The sequence below is a fragment of the Paenibacillus sp. Y280 genome, assembly GCF_056786335.1.
The window spans coordinates 44,359-67,437 of record NZ_JBXCIW010000014.1; the positions used below are offsets into that span (position 1 = coordinate 44,359).

19 protein-coding genes are annotated in these 23,079 nt (G+C 49.1%); 18 read left to right on the top strand and 1 reads right to left on the bottom strand.

Annotated features, from left to right (window positions below; all coding sequences use genetic code 11):
- Positions 1–509 precede the first annotated feature (509 nt).
- The 12 genes from AC1TPC_RS18030 to AC1TPC_RS18085 all read left to right on the top strand — a co-directional run bounded on the left by AC1TPC_RS18030 (position 510) and on the right by AC1TPC_RS18085 (position 13,370).
- Positions 510–3,677 (top strand): S8 family peptidase, encoded by a 3,168-nt coding sequence (locus AC1TPC_RS18030; protein ID WP_482068187.1) that lies wholly within the window; start codon positions 510–512, stop codon positions 3,675–3,677.
- A 71-nt stretch (positions 3,678–3,748) separates the two neighbouring features.
- On the top strand, positions 3,749–4,015 hold the full coding sequence (locus AC1TPC_RS18035) for a DUF1146 family protein (protein ID WP_482068188.1): 267 nt from the start codon (positions 3,749–3,751) through the stop codon (positions 4,013–4,015).
- 301 nt (positions 4,016–4,316) lie between these two features.
- Positions 4,317–5,750, top strand: a complete 1,434-nt coding sequence (murA, locus tag AC1TPC_RS18040) for a UDP-N-acetylglucosamine 1-carboxyvinyltransferase (RefSeq protein WP_482068189.1) — start codon at positions 4,317–4,319, stop codon at positions 5,748–5,750.
- A gap of 181 nt (positions 5,751–5,931) precedes the next feature.
- Positions 5,932–6,882 (top strand): carbohydrate kinase family protein, encoded by a 951-nt coding sequence (locus AC1TPC_RS18045; protein WP_482068190.1) that lies wholly within the window; start codon positions 5,932–5,934, stop codon positions 6,880–6,882.
- A 297-nt stretch (positions 6,883–7,179) separates the two neighbouring features.
- Complete coding sequence (locus tag AC1TPC_RS18050; RefSeq protein ID WP_482068191.1) at positions 7,180–7,407, top strand: ABC transporter permease; 228 nt, start codon at positions 7,180–7,182, stop codon at positions 7,405–7,407.
- Between the two features lie 93 nt (positions 7,408–7,500).
- The gene (gene spoIID / locus AC1TPC_RS18055; protein ID WP_482068192.1) at positions 7,501–8,700 is read left to right on the top strand and encodes a stage II sporulation protein D; all 1,200 of its coding nucleotides are present in this window, start codon (positions 7,501–7,503) and stop codon (positions 8,698–8,700) included.
- Between the two features lie 80 nt (positions 8,701–8,780).
- Positions 8,781–9,524, top strand: a complete 744-nt coding sequence (locus AC1TPC_RS18060; protein WP_482068193.1) for a peptidoglycan DD-metalloendopeptidase family protein — start codon at positions 8,781–8,783, stop codon at positions 9,522–9,524.
- 188 nt (positions 9,525–9,712) lie between these two features.
- Entirely contained in the window at positions 9,713–10,000 is a 288-nt protein-coding gene (gene spoIIID, locus AC1TPC_RS18065) for a sporulation transcriptional regulator SpoIIID (RefSeq protein WP_482068194.1), read from the top strand.
- A 124-nt stretch (positions 10,001–10,124) separates the two neighbouring features.
- Positions 10,125–11,117 carry a rod shape-determining protein MreB gene (mreB, locus tag AC1TPC_RS18070; protein ID WP_482068195.1) on the top strand — a complete coding sequence of 331 codons (993 nt, stop codon included), beginning with the start codon at positions 10,125–10,127 and terminating at the stop codon, positions 11,115–11,117.
- A 182-nt stretch (positions 11,118–11,299) separates the two neighbouring features.
- Positions 11,300–12,163, top strand: coding sequence for a flagellar hook-basal body protein (locus tag AC1TPC_RS18075; protein WP_482068196.1), 864 nt, complete (start codon positions 11,300–11,302; stop codon positions 12,161–12,163).
- 33 nt (positions 12,164–12,196) lie between these two features.
- A complete protein-coding gene (locus tag AC1TPC_RS18080) occupies positions 12,197–13,039 on the top strand; it encodes a flagellar hook-basal body protein (protein WP_482068197.1) in 843 nt (280 codons plus the stop codon).
- 16 nt (positions 13,040–13,055) lie between these two features.
- Positions 13,056–13,370 carry a DNA-directed RNA polymerase subunit beta gene (locus AC1TPC_RS18085; protein WP_482068198.1) on the top strand — a complete coding sequence of 105 codons (315 nt, stop codon included), beginning with the start codon at positions 13,056–13,058 and terminating at the stop codon, positions 13,368–13,370.
- 167 nt (positions 13,371–13,537) lie between these two features.
- On the opposite strand, the gene AC1TPC_RS18090 is transcribed toward AC1TPC_RS18085, so the two are convergent.
- Positions 13,538–15,757: an Ig-like domain-containing protein gene (locus AC1TPC_RS18090; protein WP_482068199.1), complete on the bottom strand. Its 2,220-nt coding sequence runs from the start codon at positions 15,755–15,757 to the stop codon at positions 13,538–13,540.
- A gap of 244 nt (positions 15,758–16,001) precedes the next feature.
- On the opposite strand from AC1TPC_RS18090, the gene AC1TPC_RS18095 reads away from it, so the two are divergent.
- The 6 genes from AC1TPC_RS18095 (at position 16,002) to AC1TPC_RS18120 (ending at position 22,992) form a co-directional block, all read left to right on the top strand.
- A complete protein-coding gene (locus tag AC1TPC_RS18095) occupies positions 16,002–16,535 on the top strand; it encodes a CDP-alcohol phosphatidyltransferase family protein (RefSeq protein ID WP_482068200.1) in 534 nt (177 codons plus the stop codon).
- A 176-nt stretch (positions 16,536–16,711) separates the two neighbouring features.
- Complete coding sequence (fabZ, locus tag AC1TPC_RS18100; RefSeq protein ID WP_056631018.1) at positions 16,712–17,143, top strand: 3-hydroxyacyl-ACP dehydratase FabZ; 432 nt, start codon at positions 16,712–16,714, stop codon at positions 17,141–17,143.
- Positions 17,144–17,176: 33 nt separating this feature from the next.
- Positions 17,177–18,901 carry a phospho-sugar mutase gene (locus AC1TPC_RS18105; RefSeq protein ID WP_482068201.1) on the top strand — a complete coding sequence of 575 codons (1,725 nt, stop codon included), beginning with the start codon at positions 17,177–17,179 and terminating at the stop codon, positions 18,899–18,901.
- Between the two features lie 35 nt (positions 18,902–18,936).
- Positions 18,937–21,081, top strand: coding sequence for a DUF5693 family protein (locus tag AC1TPC_RS18110; RefSeq protein ID WP_482068202.1), 2,145 nt, complete (start codon positions 18,937–18,939; stop codon positions 21,079–21,081).
- Positions 21,045–22,223: a polysaccharide pyruvyl transferase CsaB gene (gene csaB, locus AC1TPC_RS18115; RefSeq protein ID WP_482068203.1), complete on the top strand. Its 1,179-nt coding sequence runs from the start codon at positions 21,045–21,047 to the stop codon at positions 22,221–22,223. Before AC1TPC_RS18110 ends, csaB begins: the two co-directional genes overlap by 37 nt.
- Positions 22,224–22,287: 64 nt before the next feature.
- A complete protein-coding gene (locus AC1TPC_RS18120) occupies positions 22,288–22,992 on the top strand; it encodes a WecB/TagA/CpsF family glycosyltransferase (protein ID WP_482068253.1) in 705 nt (234 codons plus the stop codon).
- Positions 22,993–23,079: the final 87 nt, after the last annotated feature.

Consider the following 23,079-nt stretch of genomic DNA (forward strand, 5'->3'; position numbering starts at 1 on the left):
ACATGGCGAAGAGTGAGGAGGTTTTGGGGCATTCTGTTGCACTAACTGCAGCGTAGCAGGGTGAGCTCAAGAAGAAGTGGGATTCTGTTGTACAAAGTACAGCGTAGCAGGTGAGTTAGAGAAATGATGGGAGTCGATTGTACGAAGTAAAGCGTAGCATGGTGAGTTAGAGAAGTGACTGGAGCTCGATTGTATGAAGTAAAGCGTAAGTGGAAGGTGTACGGACCATATCGAAACTAATTTATCGGCTGCGCTTGATTCAGTCATATGCGATATGGGTAAGGAGCAGCAGGGGAGTAAAGATTCATATCCATAGGATTGGAGATGCGCAGAGCTGCTGAATGTTTTGAACATTCTAGTTCAAAGTAACCGAGAAATCATCGTATTACGTCGGGAAACCGTATTTCGAACTACGAAATGGTAGACTCATAGGTCTTTTGTCCTTTTGTCTGCTTCAAACAAGGGAAATGATGTCTGTAAAGAGAAATGATAGGGATAGTATTTTCAATTTGAAAGTAGGAACAAACTATAACCGTTCCGATACGAAAAGGCAGAATATGATGATTAATCGAATAGCATCAAGACGTGCACGAAAATCGCAAATGGACTGTGATCAGTCAGCGAATGCAGGCCAGTCATCTGCGATCAAAAATAATATAGCGCGCCCGCACAAACGGGCTGCCGCAAAGGCTGCGCTAACCACGCGCAAGCTCCTGCGTCGCGCGCTGCTCGCGCTCTTGCTCGCGAGCGTCACCCTCGGGGGCATAGCCCCCGCAGGGCTCGCTCCCGCCGCAGCCAGCGCGGCTGCTGACGCCGCCGGCGCAGGCGAAGAGCAGCCGCAAAGCTGGCTGCTCAAATGGCGTGACCCCGCGCTAGCGCATGTGCCGCGCGGGACAGAGGTGCTGCGCCGCCAGAATGAGGCGGCGGTCATGCTCGTGCGTCCGGCCGCCGAAGGCGCGGACGTGCAGGAGTGGCTGCGCCGGCTGCAAAGCTTGCCGGGCGTGGAATATGTGCACCCGAATTATCGGGTGCACGCCTTGTCTTTGCCTGCGGGCGAGGCTGAAGCCGATGCGCCTGCAGCTGCGGAGCCAGCTATTAAGCCGCTGGCTCCATCTCAGTCAGAGCCTTCGCAAGTGGCAGAAAAAGCATCGCCCTCGCCGTCAGCGAAGCTTGCAGGAGCAGCTGCGGCTGTTACACTGCCGTCCAATGATCCCATGCTGTCTAAGCAGCAGTATCTTACCCAGATCGGCGCGCAAAAAGCATGGGAGACCGTTCGCGAGCAGGAGCAGCTAACGATTGCTATCGTCGATACGGGCGTCGATTTGGACCATCCGGATTTGAAGGATAATCTCGTTCCCGGTGCTAATCTGGTAAGTCCGGGCAAGCAGCCGGATGATGATAACGGTCACGGAACGAGCGTGGCGGGTGTAATAGCCGCAGCAGGGAATAATGGCATTGGTGTATCAGGCATCGTCTGGAAAGCCAAAATAATGCCAATCAAGGCGCTTGACCATAGCGGCGACGGTACGGAGCAGGAGCTTGGCGATGCGATTTTGTACGCGGTTCGCAGCGGCGCCAGCATCGTCGTGCTCTCGGTAGGCTTGCATCGCTACTCCCCTTACATGCTCGATATCGTCAAGTATGCAGAAAGCAAAAATGTACTGCTCGTAGCAGCAGCGGGAAATGACGGAGTCTCTCTCGGCCAGAAGGCGGAGGTAAAATACCCGGCAGCTTATCCGACTGTTCTCGCCGTTGGTGGCGTTAAGTCCGACAATACGGTAGATGCCCGCTCCAATCGGGGCACGGAGCTCGACTTGGTCGCACCTTGGCATGTATATACGACGGCAATCGGCGGACTGTATAAGTCGGAAGAGGGTACGTCCATGGCAGCTCCGCAGGTTGCTGCGGCAGCAGCGCTCGTATGGGCGCGTTATAAGGACTTGAAGGCTTACCAAATACGAATGCTGCTGAGTCAAACGGCTATCGATATCGGAGCGCCCGGTGCTGACCGCACATCAGGCTATGGCGTGCTGCAAATCGACCAAGCGGTTAGCTCCACCTTGCAGCAGGATGTCTCCGAGCCTAATGACACTTTTTCGACTGCAGCTCGTTTTCCGCTTAACTCGAACATTTCAGCTATGCTGCAAGGAACCGCCGACCGCGATTGGTATCGAATTGATGCGCCGTATGACGGTACGCTGACGGTTCACTATGAAGGGCTTGTACCTAGTGGAAATATCGTGCCGCCTGTTCGGCTTACCCATTACACAAGCGGTGTGGAGCAGAGCGTGAGCGATACGAAGCTTGCAAGCAGATCCATCGACATTGAGGTCAAAAAAGGTCCGCAAATGATTCAGTTGGAGCTAATCAATCAGAGCAGCGATGATGACCTGCCCTATCTGCTTACGTCGACTTTTACCATAAAGCAGGACGAGTACGAAAAAAACGATAAGTCCTATGAGGCCTCTACACTACAGCCAAGGTCTCAATCGATAACGGGCAACTTCCATCAGACCGCAGATCGGGATTGGTTTGCCGTTACCTTTACACAAAGCGGAAAGCTGAGCCTCGTACTCAGCACGAATACGGCGCGTATTGATCCAGGGCTTGCGCTCCAAAGAGCTGGCCAGCAGCTGCTCGTGTACGACGATGAAGGAGAAGGGGAAACAGAGCAATCACCAGTCATAACTGTGACTCCCGGCAAATATTATATTCGTGTTCATAATGCGATCTCCTCAGAAGCGAGTCCGACTATAGGCATCTATACGCTCAAGATGAATTATACGCCTAAATATGATGATCCGAATGAACCAAACAATAAATCGTATGAGGCCTTCATGATTAATCCAAGCACGGAGTACCTTGGGGTGATCGGCAGCTACTCTGACGTGGATTGGTTTCAATACCGGATTACGAAGGCAAGCATCGTCAACATGACTGTAAACGGTGCTCCGCCCGATATTGATTTGAGCCTTCAAGTGTATGACAAGCGGATGAAATCACTGGCAGCCAGCCGAACCGGCACAAGCGGGAAGCTTCAGACAAATGAGCTGCAGCTGCAGCCGGGCTTGTATTATGTAAAGCTGACGGCAGACGCACCCTTTGACCAGCAGTATTATCGTTTGAAAATAAAGTCAGAGGAGCTGGTAGCCGGATTCCGCGATATTAAGGAGCATTGGGCGCAAAACGAAATTATCACCTTAAACAAAAGGGGTATCATAAATGGTACAGGTGACAATCGGTTTGAGCCAAAACGTGCGATTACACGGGCAGAGGCGGTAGCGATGGTTGTCAAGGCTTATAAGCCGATATCGCCTGGCACAGCGAAAGCGAAGCGTTTTAAGGATGTTAAGTCGAGTCACTGGGCAAATGGAGCCATAGCCATCGCGATTAATCAGGGCTGGATAAAAGGGTTCCCAGATGATTCATTTAGGCCGGATAAGCCGATAACGCGAGCGGAAATGGCGTTGATAATCGGCTATGCCGACGGCGTTCAGCCGCGGCTCCCTACCTTCGATCCGTTCGAGGACGTAACCAAATCGCATTGGTCGGCTCCCATGCTGTTTGCAATGAGGCTTAATGGTCAAATCGAAGGTATGCAGTCCAATCTTTATAAACCGAAGCAGCAGGCAAGCAGGGCTGAATTCACCGTGCTTTTGCACCGCGTCATGGCCTAATATTTGCATAAAACATTTTTGCTTCGAATTCCGTTTGATATGTAATAAGCTGCGAAAGCCAGGGAGGCATCATGAACGTCGACAACGAGCTCTACAATGACATGCAAACCTATACAGGCATGACGGGTTTGTTTTCAATTGTCATTGTCATACTCAGCATTATATTTGTTTGGTTCGTGCTTCAGGAGGTAAAGTGGGATACTTTTTTTCGTTTTCCGCGAAGCCCGAAAGCGCGCTTGTTTCAAGTCATCGTCGCCATCATTATGGGCCATCTTTTGGCCAAATTTATTTTGGAATATTGGGGCTATACCGTGCTTCTCAAAAGCTTTGTCGAATAACAAAAGCGAAACATGTCAACAATGGGTAATACATGACGGACTCAAAAAGAAAATGGCGTGCGAATAGGTATTAATTAGGACCTATTTGCGGAGCGGAAACATGCTTGTTTTCGAAAAAAAGCGCCGTTTCTAGTGAAAAAAGTCATGAATTGCCGAGGGAAGCGTATGCAAAAAGTAGTAATAATTTAACGCTTGTCGATTTGTGTAATTGAGTGATAAGATGAAGTTTGGGTAAACTGAGCTATTCCAGATTATTCACGAATAGGAAATAGAAATTGCAGTTCGCGGAGGGAACCAAAAGATGACCAAAATTATCGTCCGCGGAGGCCAGCGTTTAAAGGGTACGGTCCGTGTTAGCGGAGCAAAAAATGCAGTACTCCCCATTTTAGCGGCCTCATTATTGGCGACAGAAGGAGACAGCGTCATCTATGACGTACCCCTCCTCGACGACGTTATGACGATCCAGAAAGTGCTTGCCTCTTTGGGCGCACAATTAACTTATAACAATGAAACGATGCGCATTACAGCGCAGGCGATTACGTCTTTCGAGGCACCTTATGAACTAATTCGTAAAATGCGGGCTTCTTTTCTTGTCATGGGGCCTCTTTTGGGCCGTATAGGCAAGGTTAGAATTTCGCTGCCAGGCGGCTGCGCGATCGGCACTCGTCCAATTGACCAGCATTTGAAAGGCTTTGAAGCGATGGGCGCAGAAATTACGCTTGGGCAAGGCTTCATTGAAGCAAGTACGAAGACTCGTCTTAAAGGCGCGAAGATTTACCTGGACGTAGCCAGCGTAGGTGCAACGGAAAACATTATGATGGCAGCGGCTTTGGCTGAGGGTACAACCATTCTTGAAAATGCTGCCAAAGAACCTGAGATCGTTGATTTAGCGAACTATATTAATGCCATGGGCGGTAAAGTGCGCGGTGCAGGCACAGGCGTGATCCGTATCGAGGGCGTGGATAAAATGTTCGGCGCAGCGCATAATGTCATTCCTGACCGCGTTGAAGCAGGAACCTATATGATCGCTGCCGCCATTACGGGCGGAGACGTATTCGTTGAAGGCGCAATTGCTGATCATTTGACGCCGGTCATTTCTAAGCTTCAGGAAATGGGCGTTGAAATTACAGAGAGCGATAACGGCATTCGCGTGCAATCCAGCGCTGTGCTGAAATCGGTTGACGTCAAAACCTTGCCGCATCCAGGCTTCCCGACAGATATGCAATCTCAAATGATGGCGCTTTTGCTTGTATCCGAAGGAACAAGCGTCGTAACGGAAACGGTGTTCGAGAATCGTTTCATGCACGTCGAGGAGTTTCAGAAAATGAACGCTCAAATCAAGGTGGATGGACGCACAGCTATCGTTAGCGGCGGCCTGCCGCTTACAGGTGCGAAAGTATGTGCAACCGATTTGAGAGCAGGAGCAGCACTTATTTGTGCGGCATTGCGCGCTGACGGCGAGACGGAAGTAACAGGTCTGCATCATGTGGATCGCGGTTATGTCAATATTACGGGCAAGCTTGCAGCACTGGGTGCTGATATCCATCGTGTTGAGCAAGAAGTTGCTGCAGCTATGGCTTCACCAAGCAAGCAGACTTCAAGCAGCCATGTGGTATCGGCTCGGGATATCGCTTCCGTGGTTGCGATTTCCGCATCGTCTGACGGTGAATCGGCTGCTTCCTACAAGCGTGAGAAAGAAGTTGCCGTTCTCAAAATACAGCCAACCTGGGCATAACGTCATTCATTTTAAAGAAGAAGCTGTTTCAAATAAGCCGACCTGGGCTTATCTGAAACAGCTTCTTTTCGTTCATCCACATGCAGGTGCCGTTCCGATAGGCATTTCAAGCGTATGCCCATGGCTGTTTGTTCTGTGGTATTCTTTAACAAACGGAACCTGAATCCAGGAGGGACTTAAATTGTCTAAACTATATACAATTGGTGAAGCACTAATAGACTTTATACCTGATGCACGCGGAGTTGAGTTGAAGAACGTTGTCGGCTTTAAGAAGGAAGCCGGAGGAGCTCCGGCGAATGTCGCTTGTGCAGTAGCGAAGCTAGGCGGCAGCAGCGCATTCATCGGCAAGCTGGGCTTGGATGCTTTTGGCGACTTTCTCGTAGAAACGATGGATGCCGCAGGAGTCGATACACGTTACGTGCTCCGAACGAAGGAAGCGAATACAGCTCTTGCTTTCGTAAGCCTAAAGGCAGACGGCGACAGAGATTTTTCCTTCTATCGCAATCCGAGTGCGGACATGCTGCTAGCGGAAGAGGAGATCGGTGAGGAATGGTTCGCAAAAGGGGATATTTTGCATTATTGCTCCGTTGATCTCATAGAGGCTCCAGTGAAGCATGCGCATCTCAAAGCGATTGCGGCGATGAAGGCAGCGGGCGGCCTTATCAGCTTTGATCCCAATGTGCGTCTTCCGCTTTGGGACGATCACGAGCAGTGCAGGCAGACGATCCTTCAATTTATACCTTTTAGCCACCTTGTCAAAATAAGTTCGGATGAGCTTGCCTTTATTACAGGAATCGAGGACGAGCAGGAGGCTATTTCTTCGCTGTTTGTCGGCGATGTACAGGCTGTCGTCTATACTCGGGGCTCCGATGGAGCGGCATGGTATATGAGATCCTACGACGTATCTGTGCCCGGCCAAAAGGTAGCGGTCGTTGACACGACTGGTGCCGGTGATGCTTTTATTGGGGCACTGTTATATCAACTTCAATTAAACGAGGGCGTATTAGAGACGATTGAGGCCCAAAAGGCGGAACGGATTCTTTCATTCGCCAATACCGCAGCAGCCCTGACGACGACCAGAGCGGGTGCGATTTCTTCCTTGCCTATGTTGAAAGAGCTGCCGCCTTTGTAAAAAACATCTATTAGAGTATTGTTTTTCTTCGCCTCTTGGGGCTGAGAAGGAATGATGCTCTTTTTTGTTGCATTCTCTTCTTCATCCACGCTGGAGGATTTGTTAGTTCATATCGCATGCACGAGCTAATAAAGTGAAAGAGCAGCTAGAGTGGGCAGTGCTCTGTAAGCACGCATACGTGCTTACATAATTCAATCACATGGGAATTAGGGAGCTTCAGCGCAATATGTATGATTTCAAGCAGCTTATTTATGTAGCGATCTCCAGTTTCTAGTAGAGGCTGTTTGTATAAGCGGTTTGGGAGGCGCGCTAGGGATCGGGCTAGGCTATGCTGCCTCTATCGTTATTGGTGTTTTTATCCAGTCCGAGACAGAGGTTCCAATCGACACCGTATTGTTGGCATTTGCTTTTTCTGCATTCGTCGGCGTGGTGTTCGGCTTTTTGCCTGCGAATAAAGCGGCGAGCTTTGGCCGGTTGACGTGCTTCGCCACGATTAGCCATTTGAAGTTCTACCCTATCATTTAGACTCATAGAATGAACCATCAAGCGGTTTAAGAGAGATCAGCCGGCGCGAGCTGATTCCTGTTTTCCCTTACCGCCAAGGTGGAAGGAGAGCTCATGAGTCGAGGGATAGGGAAGTTTTCAATAGTTTCGATAGTCGACCGTTTGCGGAAAAGCAGATGGATGGCGCTATTTGCAATTGGCGCTATGCTGGGGGCGTCCATCCTGCTAGTAAGGCTGTCGCTGAATGAGCTGAAAAATGTGCAGGCTGCTCGTGTATTAACAGATACTAGCGGAGTGAAAGACGGCTTTCAAGCAGATGCCTCGGCAGACATTGCAATTGAGCCAGAAGGAACTAAGCCATCAGTAAGTAGAGATCAACCAAAGCCTGCGGCCAAGCCTTCCTTAAGTGAGGAATCGCATGCGGAAACTTCAAATGCACTTGATCATATCACCATCCGTGTTTATATGACGAAGGAAAAACGGATTGAGAGGGTTCCGCTGGAAACCTACGTCCGCGGCGTTGTGGCTGCGGAAATGCCGATCGACTTCGAGCTTGAAGCATTGAAGGCGCAAGCGATTGCCGCACGTACGTATATGGTTCGGCGAATCGTTCAAGGAAATGATAGCGGAGTGCCTGTAGCGGGAGCGGATGTGACCGATACTATTGAGCATCAGGTATATGTCTCTTTGGCGGAGCTCGCGCGAAAATGGCCCAAGAACAAGCAGAAGAAGAACATGAGCAAGCTGGACGAAGTAATCGCTCAGACAAATGGAAAAATAATAACGTATAAAGGCGAGCCGATAGAGGCTTCATTTTTCTCAACCAGCAACGGTTATACGGAAAATTCAGAGGACTATTGGAACCAAGAAATTCCTTATTTGCGGAGTGTGGCAAGCCCGTGGGATAAAGTGATCTCCCCTCGCTATAAAGAAACGGTGGAGCTCTCGTTAAATGAGTTTTACAGCAAGCTCGGTGTGAGGAAGAAGGGCTCTGTTAAACCTTCAATCCGCGTAATAGAGAAAACGGAAGGCAATCGCATCAGCAAGATTACGATAGGAGATAACGCTTTTACGGGGCGGGAAGTGAGAGAGGCGCTAGGTCTTGCATCCTCTCAATTCACCTGGAGCATAAAAGGAAATGCCATCTCGATTACGACCTATGGCTACGGACATGGCGTTGGAATGAGCCAATGGGGTGCGAATGGTATGGCTCAAACAGGGGCAGGCGCAGATGAAATATTGGAACATTATTACTCTAGTGTTCAAGTGGAGCAAGCTTCAAAGCTTGCGAAGCAGCTCTCTCGCCGCTCGTAATTTAAACTCTTTCAACTTTTCGTATGCCTCACGTATAAACCTAGCAGATCTGGCAACAATGGCTAGTGAGGTGATAGAAAATGAATGATCAAAATCAAAGTAAACCGAAGCAAAAACCAGAAGAAACTCCCAAAACTGTTCTGGGAGGAACGTCTGCCGCCAAATCTAGCAGTGGATGGAAGAACCTTTTTGCAAAGCGATGGGTATCTCCAGCAATCTTCATGGCCGCGGCAGCAATTATCGTAACCTTAATGTGGATCTATCAGGGGGCCGATCAATCGAAATCTACAACAGGAAAAGTCGATCCTACTGAAGTTTCACAAGGGGGAACTACAGCACCGGAAGGCAAAGGCGATGAAACGCCTGAAGTTGTACTTGGCGACGAGTTGATGCAATGGCCAATCGCTGACAAAGCGGCACTGAAGGAAGAGATTTCGTTCTATGATGAGAAATCAAGCGACGCGGAGCGCGAAGCTGCACTCGTTCAAGTGGGAGACACGTTCTCACCGCACATGGGCATCGACTTTGTTGATCCAAGCGGCAAAACCTTCGATGTGCAAGCCGCACTCTCCGGTAAAGTCACTTATGTGAAGACAGAACCAACAAACGGCAACGTTATTGAAATTACGCATGAAGGCGGTCTGGTTACCATTTACCAAAGCGTGACGGACATTCAAGTGGCTGAAGGCGATGATGTTACACAAGGTACGGTCATTGCAAAAGCGGGCCGCAACGATCTAGAACGCGATCTGGGCATTCACCTTCATTATGAAACACGCAACAACGGCAAGCCCATTAACCCAAGCTCGTTGATTACAGAATAAGGGCGGCTGGAGATTAACTTTTCTGAAAAATAGGACTTTAGACGTACAGGCAGGGAGCAATTCCCTGCCTGTTTTACGTTTTTATGAAAATTTATTCACATTCAGGCTTGTCAGGCTTGACCATAACGAATATATACGTGGCCTACTCATATAATGTACCAAACTATCTCGAGTAGGGAGGCGGGAACGTGCACGATTACATTAAGGAGCGAACCATTAAAATAGGCCGCTGCATCGTAGAAACGAAGCACACGGTGCGTACGATTGCCAAGGAGTTCGGTGTATCCAAAAGCACGGTGCACAAGGACTTGACTGAGCGGCTTCCTGAAATAAACCCCGATCTGGCCGATCAGGTTAAGCACATTCTCGAATACCACAAATCCATTCGGCATCTGAGGGGAGGAGAAGCGACCAAGATTAAATATAAGAAAACGGGTACAAAAAAGCGTGAAGTGCTCGCCGCTGGAAAGCTGTGAAGTTTTTTCTCGAATTATAGAGGAAATTTGTCTTTTTTGGCGAATAATAAACGTTAGCGGTTTCCATGTCAAGGGAACCAAATGTACGTTTTGTAATTATTATTCGTTGGGGGACTTAAGCCTTATGTTGAGCAAGGATATTGGGATCGATCTTGGAACAGCCAATGTTTCCATTCATGTAAAAGGAAGAGGCGTCGTACTCGATGAGCCTTCAGTCGTTGCGATTGAAAGAGATTCTAAGAAAGTGCTGGCAGTTGGCGAGGAAGCACATAGAATGGTAGGCCGGACGCCAGGCAATATTGTTGCAATTCGGCCATTGCGTGATGGGGTTATTGCGGATTTTGAAATTACGGAAATTATGCTAAAAGCATTTATTGATCGCGTCGAGGGACGGAAGTGGTTTAGCCGTCCCCGCATTCTTATTTGCGCGCCAACGAACATTACATCAGTTGAGCAGAAGGCTATTCGCGAGGCTGCAGAGCGCAGCGGCGCTAAGGAAGTATTTCTTGAGGATGAGCCCAAAGCTGCCGCTATAGGGGCTGGAATGGATATTTTCCAGCCTAGCGGCAACATGGTCGTAGACATTGGCGGGGGCACAACGGATGTGGCCGTTCTTTCTATGGGCGACGTTGTGACCGCCTCTTCTATTAAAGTTGCAGGGGACAAGTTCGACGATGCAATCATGAAATTTATTAAGAATAAATACAAGCTGTTGATTGGTGAGAGAACGAGCGAGGATATTAAAATTAAGATCGGTACCGTGCTTGAGGGCGGACGCCAAGAGGAGATCGACATCCGCGGCCGAGATATGGTTTCGGGTCTTCCTCTTACGTTAACGATTCGTTCCGGAGAGGTCCGCGAGGCGCTCTGGGATCCAGTCATGTCCATCGTATCTGCAGCTAAGGCCGTCCTTGAGCGCACGCCGCCGGAGCTGTCAGCGGACATCATTGACCGCGGCGTTATTTTGACAGGCGGTGGCGCTTTGCTCGGCGGACTTGATGCGCTGCTTGCAGATGAGCTTAAGGTACCGGTATTGATTGCGGAAGATCCTATGCACTGCGTCGTCAAAGGGACCGGTATCCTTCTAGATAACTTGGACAAGCTCGGGAAGAAGTAAGGGCAGAAGTAAGGGCAGAAGCGGCCGTGAACAAATCATTTGCGCGGGTAGGGAGCCTTAGGGGGGCGCAGCCGAGGCGTAAATGAGCCATTGGTCGCAGAACAAGCTATACAGGCAGCCTTGCTTTCAACCGATAACATATATAGGAAGTTGGATTGGAAGCGGCCAAGGGGGTAACAACGATGTTAAGAGGCTTATACACCGCAGCGTCGGGCATGATTTCACAGCAGCGAAGACATGATACGGTAACGAATAATATTTCAAACATAAACACGCCTGGTTATAAGCAGACCAATGCGGTAACCCGTTCTTTTCCGGAACTGATGCTGTCATTGACTGGAGCAGGCTCCGAGAGTATCAACAAGATCGGGAAGCTGACAACCGGCGTATTTGCGGAAGAAAGCTTGTCTATCCATTTGCAGGGCGATTTATCGCAGACGAACAACTCGTCTGATTTTGCGTTGATTTCGAACATTGAAATGGACGGTCTTTCTTTTGACGCATCCGGCAAAAATGTTGGTCCAGACGGAGAGGTAACATTCCAGCCGCAAGCTTTCTTTACTATACAGGATCAGAATGGCGAAATTCGTTATACGCGAAGTGGTAAGTTTACGCTTACCGAGGAAGGCTTTCTCATGGCAAACGATGGCTCGAACGTGCTCGGCACGGATGGACAACCTATTCAAATGCCAGTAGGCGTAGGCCTTGAGAACCTCAAATTGACAGGGAATCAACGCTTTCAAGATATAGATGGACAGGATATAGGCGTTCAACTGCTGGTTAGCCGAATCGATAATCCGAATCTGCTCGTGCGTGAAGGGAACGGAAGCTTTAGATTTGCCACTGAGGATGGAGAAGCGGTTGCAATTGCTCCAGATGAGCGCGTTGAGGTGAGACAAGGCTACGTAGAGCGCTCCAATGTTGATGCTGCGCAAGCGGCAGTTGATCTGATGTCAGCGCTCCGCGCTTATGAAGCGAACCAGAAGGTCATTCAATTTTATGATCAAAGCTTGAATAAAGCAGTTAATGATGTAGGTCGCGTATAACAACAGGCGTAAAGCAGCGGAGGTGCACGAAGTATGAACAGTTCAATGATCAACGCTATGGTATCGATGAATGGACTTCAAAAAAAGCTGGATTTGCTTGCAGATAATATTGCTAATGTGAACACCGTTGGTTACAAACGCAAGGAAGCAACCTTTGAGGATCTTCTTACGAACTTAAGAAGCCAGCCCGATGCGTTTAATCAGCCTGGTCGTCTTACGCCGATGGACTATACGCAAGGCTGGGGCTCTCGGATGACGTTGGTTCAGCCGAATCTATCCCAAGGCCCTATGCAGGGAACGAATAAAGATACGGATATTGCGATCGAAGGAAATGCATTGTTTGAGGTCGAGGTGGACGACGCCGGCAATCGCGGATACACGCGCAATGGCGCCTTTCAGTTGACGCTCGGCGGAAACGGTGATACGATTTTGGCAGCGGAAGACGGATATCCAGTCGTTGCTAATGTTAAGGATCCTTTGACTGGGGACATCATTGAGGGCAATATCGTTGTGCCTCAAGGCTATAGTCTACGCGTTAATTCAGACGGTTCTGTGCTTGGGGTATCCCCTAATCGTACCATTGAGCTTGGCAGCATAAAGCTGCTTCAGGCTTCACGTCCATCAGCACTGACTGCGGTTAACGATAACCTGTTTGTTGTGGCTAATGGCATAGACGCGGGCGATGTGGTGCAGCAGATTGTACCTAATTCGGAAAATCTTATTACTTTGCGCCAAGGATACTTGGAGCAATCAAATGTTGAGCTGACGGATGAGATGACCGAGCTTATTAATGTGCAGCGTGCTTATCAATTGGCAGCTAGAGCGTTATCGTCAAGCGATACGATGATGAGCCTGACAAACGGACTGCGCGCATAAGGATAGGATGATGTAGATGAGTATGGCCGATGAACGAATCGACCGCGGCGCAAGCGGGGTCGGGAGTCAAGCAGAAGAGAGCGGCTCTGGGAAGAAGAAGCGCAATATTGGCGCGAAGACTGACGGGAGCTCCGATAAGAAGCAACGGCCCAAAGGGGTAAGGATGCTGCTGTGGTTTTTACGCAAAAGCATCGTACCGCTCATAATGGTTATTATGCTTGTTACAGGTTTATATGTTGGTTATGTCGTAGTGGGCAAGCAGCCTAACGAAGAAGTATTTAGCTGGTCCACATGGCAGCATCTTTATGACCTGGTATTCGCTGAATCTTAATAATCATAGGATAAAAAGGTTGTCTATCTAGCGGCATTAGCGGCTTGACGGACAGCTTTTTTTGCAAGGAAAGAATAACTTGCAATGGACCCGAAAAAAAGCAGATCAAGGCTTATGGCCTCGACCTGCTTTTTATTTCTTACACGAATTTTTTATTGCTGCATGAACTATTTTACCGTTACCCGTATGGTTACGCTTTTTCCAGCATAGGTTGCTTTAATGGATGCAGTGCCTTTGCTGACAGCAACGATTTTGCCGCCTACTACGGTTGCGACGCTAGCTTTGGACGAAGTCCAAACTGCAGCATCAGTCACGTTAGAGGGATCTCCAGTCGTGAAATTAGCTTGCAGTTTAGCGAGATAAGTCCCGCCAGCTGTTAGCTGCACCGATTTGCTCGAAAGAACAAGTGATTTGAGCTTAGGCGATACAACGATAGGAACTACGACCGTTTTGCCTTGGTATGACCCTGTAATTTTTGTTGTTCCGACAGCTGCTGCTTTAACGGTTGTGTTGCTTACGCTCGCGATGTTTGGATTTCCGGACTCCCAGTTCATTTTTGAACCGAGGGAAACCTGCATGCCGCTCTTGTAGTAGCCAGTTACCTTAACTGATTTGGATCGGCCTGGATTAAGATCCAGTGCAGCAGGCTCAACTACGAGCTTCACAATCTCTTCTTCAACCTTCACGCGCACAGATACGCTCTTCGTCAGGTAAGTGGCTGTGAGTGTAATGCTGGACACCTCAAGGCCCTTCATTACCTCATCCTTGAGCACGATATCCTCTGACGTGGTTTTCCATTTGATTTTGCTTGAGATGTCCTCTTCTTCCCCATCCTCATTAACGACGGTTACAGAAGGGTATGGCGTTTCTTTTCCTAAAATAATGCTAAGATCCTTTACGCTTGCGATTAGCTTCAACGGCTTCACATGAACAAATAATTTTACTTCGATTTTTTTTCCTTGAACGGTCGCAGTAAGCAAGGTTTCGCCAATGGCTTTGGCTGTCCATTGTCCGTCTTTAAGGACAGCGACCTTCTCGTCCTTGGAAGTCCAAGTCGCGATTTTCGAAACATCGACCTTTGAACCGTCAAACGTTGTTGCCGTTACTTTAGGTAGATCACCGCTGATCCCATTAAAGCCGTCGATGGTTTCAGTCTCTACGCTAATGTCGCTTACGCTTGGGTACACCGTAATATCGATGCTGCGGCTAACTCCTTTGTAACTTGCCGCAATTTTGGTAGTTCCAACAGCCTTAGGCGTAACAAGGCCGCCGGCTGAGACCGTAGCGACTGCGACATTGGAGGACGTCCATTCCGCCTTATTTGTCACAGGAGAGATGACATTAGAATTATCTAATACTTCTGCTGTTACCTGAAGAGAATCATCTTGCAGAAGCAGGTGATATTCTTTCTCTGGAGACAATCTAATCGATTGGAAAGCTGTACGAACGATTACATCGATAGAGGTGGATACACCTCTATGGGATACGGTAATCGTCGTTTTGCCGGCAGCCACCGCGGTGACGACGCCTTTTTTAACCGTCGCCACCTTCTCATTGGCACTAACCCATTTGGCTGTATCTGTGACGGGAGGAAGTGTTTCGCCTGTCTTGGAAACGACGGATGCCGTTAACTTTTTGTCATCAGAACCAATATTGAGCTCGACTAAATGACCTGAAGCTCCCGAATCGATCGAGATCGTTTTGTACGGTGAGGATACATGGATTGTAATGGAATCGGATTTGCCCTTCAGCTTGGCTGTAATGGTAACGGCTCCAACGCCCAACAACGTAATCGTACCTTCATCAACAGTTGCGATTGCAGCGTTTGAAGATGTCCAAACGGCTTCGCTAGTCACATTCTTGCTGCTAGTATTTGTTTTTGTACCGTCAAGTGCGAAGATTAAAGGCTGACCGATTTCAATATCTTGCGTAGTCGGTGCTTCCGTTCCATTTAGATACTTTAGAACAACGGAATCGTAAATGTAATCAGATGACGCCTTGATGGAAATGGTGAAGCCTTTATAAGTAGCGCTTATCGTCGCCGTTCCCTTGCCGACACCGGTTAATACGCCTTTTTCCACTTTTACAAATGCTGTGTTGGACGATTTCCATGTCGCATCCGCTGTGACGTCCTTCTTGTTTGCCGAGCCTGAAATGGAGGCGAAAACGGTTAAATTCACTTTGTCATCCTCAATGAATGTTGCGATAGATGATGTGCTGCTGTTGTAATCCGATGAATCATAACTAAATTCGATGCCAGTTACGTTATCTTCTGCAGCAATCGCAACTCCTGTTAACGAAGTCATGACGATCATGAATGCAAGAGCAGCTGCAAACCACCTACGAGTTTCTTTGAACGACGTACCGATACGTAAACTAAATTTCACTACATCCCTGTCCTCTCTTTGTAAAAGTAATTGTCCTTCTACTAATTAACGGTAAAGAGATGGCGAAAATGAAGAACGAAGGTATAATATGGTAATAAAGTTTTTTAAATGCCGGCATGGAACGATGGATGCATAAAAACTCGGCTTTCTCGGACCAGCGAAGGTTTTATTTTTAGGGGAGGTAGTTGTATAATAGTTTGGAACCATGATGGACAGTAAGCAATAGGTAGAGGAGCGTGCGAGTTTGAATCTGCCGAATCTATTAACATCATTGCGTTTTGTATTGATTCCTGTCTACATAGCGGTATTCGTTAAAGGACATATGATTCCTGCCTTCTTGATTATGGTCGCTGCGGGTATTACTGATGTGCTTGATGGTTATATTGCGCGCCGAAGCGGCAAGGTTACGATGGTTGGCATTATGCTCGATCCGCTCGCTGACAAGCTGATGCTCATTACTGTAATTGTATCGTTGCTCATTTCCGGTCATATTTCATGGGCGGCAGCAGCAGCGATGTTTTTGCGCGATCTTGGCATGATAGCTGGAGGATTGTATTTCCATTTTCGAGGAAAGAAGACGGTGCCTGCCAATTGGATGGGGAAGCTGACAACCGTGCTGTTCTATGCGGCGATTATGCTCATCTTCTTTGAAGCGCCAAATGCACATTCGTATTTGTGGGCGGTCATTGCCTTTTCGTTCATCACTTCCATTGTGTATATCGTCATGTTTAAGGCGCTTAATAAAGCAGTCCCGGGAATGCCGACCGGGCATTCATGATTTATCAAAGCTTCTACATATGAACAAAGAGGCTTGGCGAAGGACACATCTGGTCCAAGCAGCCAAGCCCCTTATCTTAACCTTCATAAACTGCAGTTTTATGAGGGATATGATTAGTGTCGTACAAATACACCGTTTTTATACTACTCAAACTTTGAAAGGGGCTTTTTTTTAACATGTTGGACATTAATCAAATTCAAGAAATTATTCCGCACCGTCCGCCGTTTCTGCTGATCGATCGTATTTTGGAGGTTGAGCCAGGCGTTAGGGCTGTCGGTCTGAAAAATGTAACGATGAATGAGCCTTACTTTGTGGGTCACTTCCCCGGCTATCCGGTAATGCCTGGCGTTCTTATTGTTGAAGCGCTAGCGCAGGTCGGTACTGTTGCGATGCTCATGATTGAAGCCAATCGCGGCAAGCTGGGCTTTTTTGCGGGCATTGACGGTTTCCGCTTCCGCGGTCAGGTTAAGCCTGGGGATACTCTGACGCTAGAGGTGCAAATTACAAGACTCAAAGGTTCAATCGGAAAAGGGCAAGGGACAGCAAGAGTAGGTGATCAGATCGTTGCAGAAGGCGAGCTAATGTTTGCTTTATCAAATCCTTCATAAATTAAAAATCATGAATGAGAGAGGCTGATAATTATGACAACTCCAACAAATGATACCGTTATTGCTAAATACGAGGCTTGGCTTAATGATCCGCTTATCGATGCAGCGACGAAGGAAGAGCTTCTCGGAATTGAAGGGCAAGACAAGGAAATTACGGATCGTTTCTATCGTGATCTTGAGTTTGGTACAGGCGGCTTGCGCGGCGTGATGGGCGCAGGAACGAACCGTCTTAACGCATATACGGTTGGCAAAGCGACACAAGGGCTTGCTAATTGGCTGCTTGCCGGCGCATCGGCTGAGGCTAGCCCATCGGTTGTCATTGCTCATGATTCCCGTAATTATTCGCCTGAATTTGCGCTGGATGCCGCGCTTGTGCTTGCTGGCAACGGCATTGTTACTTATTTGTTTTCTGCGCTTCGCCCGACACCTCAGCTTTCCTATGCGGTGCGTGAGCTAAAGGCTTCCAGCGGTATCGTCATTACGGCAAGCCATAATCCGCCTGAATACAATGGCTACAAAGCATACGGCTCCGACGGCTGCCAGCTTATTCCTGAGGAGGCTGAACAGGTTATTTCAGCTATCAGTCAAATCGCCAGCTTCGATGAAGTAAAAAGGCTATCCCGCGAGGAAGCAGAAGCTCAAGGCTTGCTTCGCTGGCTAGGCGAGGAAGCTGATCAACAGTTTATTGATACGGTAGTTGCTCAAAGCTTGAACGCAGATCTGATTAAAGGTGGAATTGGCGAGAAGTTCAGCGTCGTCTTTACGCCGCTGCACGGGACAGGCAATATGCCAGTTCGGGAAGTGCTCAAAAAAGTTGGCTTCAACAACGTTCACATCGTGCCGGAGCAGGAGCAGCCAGACGGCTATTTCAGTACGGTGAAATCTCCCAACCCTGAAGAGCGCGAAGCGTTCACGCTCGCGATCAAGCTCGCGCAGCAGGTTGATGCCGATATCATTATTGGTACGGATCCTGATGCCGACCGTATGGGTGCAGTCGTGAAGAACAACGAGGGCGAATACGTCGTGCTTACCGGCAACCAGTCCGGTGCGTTAATGGTTCATTATGTGCTTAGTCAGTTGAAGGAGCGCGGCCAGCTGCCGGACAATGGCGTTGTGGTTAAAACAATCGTCACAAGTGAATTGGGAGCGGATATTGCCCGTTCGTATGGGGTAGAGGTTGAGAATACGCTGACTGGCTTCAAATATATCGGAGAAAAAATGACACGCTATGAGCAAACAGGCGAGCGCACTTTCTTGTTTGGCTATGAAGAGAGCTATGGTTATCTAACTGGAACCTATGCGCGTGATAAAGATGCTATCGTTGCTGCGTTATTGATTTCGGAGGCTGCGGCATACTATAGCAGCCAAGGAAAAACGTTGTATGATGTATTGCTCGAGCTTTATGCTGAATTTGGCTTCTATTTAGAGGGCTTGGAATCACGTACGCTCAAAGGCTTTGACGGCGTGCAAAAAATCGGTGCGATTATGGATGATTGGCGTCAAAATCCGCCTGTTGAAATTGGCGGCGTGAAGGTAGAGCAAGTCCTTGATTACGGCAAGGGTCATGATGGACTTCGTCCAGAAAACGTATTGAAATATATGCTTGAGGACGGCTCATGGTTCTGCTTGCGTCCTTCCGGTACAGAGCCGAAGATCAAGGTTTATTTTGCTGTCGAGGGCGAATCGAAGGATGCTGCCGCTGCTGCACTGCAAACGTTGAAGACAACCGTTATGGAACGGGTAGACAAAAGCGAATAGAACGATAATCAGCCTGTTTAGAACGGAGGAATTACGTGTTTTTACGTTGGCAGCAATGGAATCGGCGAGCAAGGTTTGTACTATGGGTCATTGCAATAATCGGGGTGGCGGCAGCAATGCCGCTCGGCGCCGTTCGTTTGGAAACGGAAAAATCATCAAAGCAAGTGGAATATGTATTTGATTATCGCGATATTATAGAGGTCGCGGAAAAGCAGGCTAGGCCGCAATCTTTCTTGACAGAGAAGCTGGCGATGCTGAAGGAATCCGGCATTACGACGATGGCCGTCTATGAGAGCTCGCTTAAGGAACTGCAGTTATCGGGCAGGTTAACTTATTACAGCTCCAGGGATGCAGCGATGCTGCAAGGCAAGTTCGAAGCTTCCGGCCAAAATTTTACTTATATTTTATTTAATGGTTCCAAAGAAGAAGAGATGATAGGACCGGTTTTACGCGAGGTGTTTGATCGTGAGGAGGCTCCGTACAGCGACTGGTCATTCGGCGGCCGCAACGGTATGGTTGTCGAAATTCCAATCGCGGATGCGGTTATGAAAACATTGGCTTTTGACCCGATGTCGCTGCAAACGATTCATGACGCAGGTCTTGGCATACTGCCGCGCTTATCTGACCGCGTTAAGCCATACGATCAATCAGCAACAGATGCGCTTCTTGCAAAATTAAAGAGCTACGGCATTAATCGCGTGTTATTTGATGGCGATTCTGTGAAGGGCGCATCAGATCAAGCGATGGACAATAGCCTGGATAAATTCGGTGAGCTGCTGAATAAGTACGATATGGGTGTCGCAGTGATCGAAAATTTAAAAAAACCGCAAGAAGGCATAAATAAATTAGCATATATTACAAACTATAATGCAGTAAGGTTATATTCCTTGTCGGATCAAGATGGGATGACCATGACAACAAGCGCTATTTCCGATCGTTTTCTTTTGGCGGCTAAGGACCGCAATATCCGGATGTTTTTCATCAACGGATTGGTAGAGTCGAGTACCGAGAAAGCTAAGGTTGTTCATTCTTTGGACAGGCTGGCCGAAGCGATGAGCGAAGAAGATGGCGTTGTCTCGAAGCTTGCGAAGGAAGGCTTTACGCCAGGCACGCCGAAGCCGTTCGATTATGAGCAGCCTTCATGGAATAAACCGGTTCGTGCGGTCGTTGCCTTAGGAGCTGTCGCTCTTATAGCATTGCTCGTTGGCGCGTTTGTACCCGGCGTTTACATTCCGGTCTTTGCTATCGGACTTGTCGGAAGCGCAGGCTTGTACAAGCTTAACAGCTCGATTATGGAGCAGGGGCTTGCTCTAGGTGCGGCAATCGCGGCGCCTACGCTCGCGCTTGTGTGGGTTATGAATCGGATCTATTCTCGTACGGTTGGCGAACGGCGAGTCATTGGCGGAACAGATTGGTCCGTGGGCCGCAGTCAGCAAGGACAGGTCCCGCATCAGCCAGGTGCTGTATATGAGAATGGAAACCGCATGAAATGGCTTTTCCCGGCATTGTCCATCGGAAGACGCTTTGGACTCGCGTTGAATTGGTTTATCGTAGCGACGTTGATCTCGCTTATGGCAGTACCGATTGTATTCGGATTGTTGAACAACATCACGTATTATTTGAAGCTGGAGCAATTCCGCGGAGTAGGCTTGCTTCATTTGGCTCCAATTGCGTTGGTTGCCATTTATGTGTTCCTTTACAACAGTCAGATCACAATGGGCAGATTGAAAGCATTGCTTTCCAAGCCAATCACGCTTACTTGGATTATTTTGGCGGCAGTGATCGGAATCATTGGCTACTACTACCTGTCTCGTACAGGCAACAGCGGTCAAGTATCCTCGATTGAGCTGGTTATCCGCCGCTTTTTGGAATCGACATTTGGCGTTCGGCCGCGCTTCAAGGAGTTTTTGCTCGCGCATCCGCTATTTCTGCTGGGGCTTTTCTTATCGCTTCGATACCGAGCAGCATGGCTGTTTATCATCATCGGCTCGATAGGACAGCTGTCGATGGTTGATACGTTTGCGCATCTTCATACGCCGCTTTACATTTCAATCATTCGAGTGCTGCTCGGATTGGGTGCAGGCGCAATTATAGGCTGTATTTTGATCGTGGCATGGCAGGTAGTGGAAGGAGCAATACGTAAATGGGCACCGGCAATCGTTCGCAAATTCGTCGAATAGTAATATCGGGCTATTATGGCTTTCGCAATAGCGGTGACGAAGCGGTGCTCAGATCGATATTGCTTGCATTGGAGGAAGAAGGAGAGGCGCAGGGCGTTCAGATCGTGCCGATCGTCTTGTCGGCCGATCCGGCTTGGACAAGCCAAATGTACGGGGTTGAATCCGTTAGGCGGATGCATCCTGCGGATTTGTGGAAGGCGCTTCGAGGCAGCGACGGCTTGATAAGCGGAGGCGGCAGCCTCCTGCAGGACGCAACAAGCGCGAAGACGATTCCTTATTATACGGGAGTCATGAAGCTGGCGCAGATGCTAGGCAAGCCAACCTTTGCATATTCGCAGGGCATTGGTCCTGTGAACCGCCGCTGGATGGACCCGCTTATCCGCAGCGTGATGAAGCGCAGCGCATACGTATCGGTGCGCGATGCTGAATCCGCTGCATTGCTTGGGCGGATTGGCGTACCGGCAGAGCGGATCGATGTCGTTCCCGATCCGGTTATGGGCTTGCCGCTCCCGGCAGAAGCGCATGAAGAAGCTCAGCGCAGTTTGCCGGCTGGACAAGCCGCAGACTCGCTAAGCGCGAATGAGCCGCCGATTATCGGCGTATCGCTGCGCCATTGGCGCAGCGACGGCGGCGATCTCGCCCGCGCCGCCGAAGCGCTAGTCGCGCTCTCGAAGCGCATGCCTGTGCGGCTGCGCTTTCTGCCGTTCCACACCCCCTCCGACACGCAGGCGTCGGAGCAGGTGATGGAACGGCTGCGCGGCAGGCTCGGCTCCGGCTCCACCGCCGAGCTGGCCGCGCCCGGCGACGACCCCCAGCAAATGCTGCTGGCGGTCAGCCGGTGCGACGCTTTGTTCGGCATGCGCCTCCATGCGCTCATCTATGCAGCAGGCCAAATGGTTCCCATGCTTGGCCTCTCCTACGACCCCAAAATCGATCAGTTCCTGAATCGATTAGGGCTAAGTGCGATCGGCACGACGGAGGCGCTCGATGCCGAAGCATTTGCAGACGCGGCGTGCTCGCTGCTGGAGGACAAAGCTGGCTGGCAAGCGAAGCACAAGCCTGCAATCGACCTGTTAAAACAACAATCGCAAAAACCGGCGCAACAAATCGTACATTTATTGCGTCATATCATATCGAGGTGAGCTCCTCTTGTCGAAACAAATACCGACAGTGCCGATATACGGCATTCCGTTCTCTAAGGCCAGCATGGATGAGACGGTTAATTATTTAACAGAAGCTATTGAAAAGAGACGCGTAACACACGTCATTACTGCTAATCCGATCATGATCATGTCTGCGGTCGAGGATTCGAATTACAGTGCGATGATCCGCCGCGCGGATCTCATTGTTCCTGACGGCGCAGGTGTCGTATGGGCTGCTAAGCATGTAGGCAATCCGGTAGCTGAGCGTGTAACGGGATTTGATCTGATGCACCGCCTCTTCCAGCAGGGAGAATCGCGCAAATGGAAGGCCTATCTGCTCGGAACCTCGCAGGAGGTTATCGAAGCGGCGGCCGAGAAGCTGCAGTTGCAGTATCCGCAGGTGCGAATCGTTGGCTATCGGAACGGATTTTTTGGACCTGATCAGGACGAGGAAGTGGTTGAAGCGATTCGCGAGGCAGCGCCGGACTTGTTGTTCGTTGCTCGCGGGGCGGATACGCAAGAGCCATGGATTGTTAAATTTAAGAAAAGATTAGACGTGCCTCTTATTATGGGCGTCGGCGGAAGCTTTGACGTTGTATCGGGCAAGTTGAAACGAGCTCCTATTCTTTTCCAAAAGTTTCGTTTGGAATGGTTTTATCGCTTGCTTCAAGAGCCAAAAAGATACAAAAGAATGCTTGTTTTGCCGAAATTCGTAGTGAAAGTGCTTCGCGACAAAGAAAACGTAACAAAACCTAGGCCTACACCGTGAAAATCTCGTTAAAACCATGAAAATTGGTTAAAAACGGAGTTGGAGTTTCTTTTTCAATCGGAGTATAATTCACTTCGGTAGAGAAAA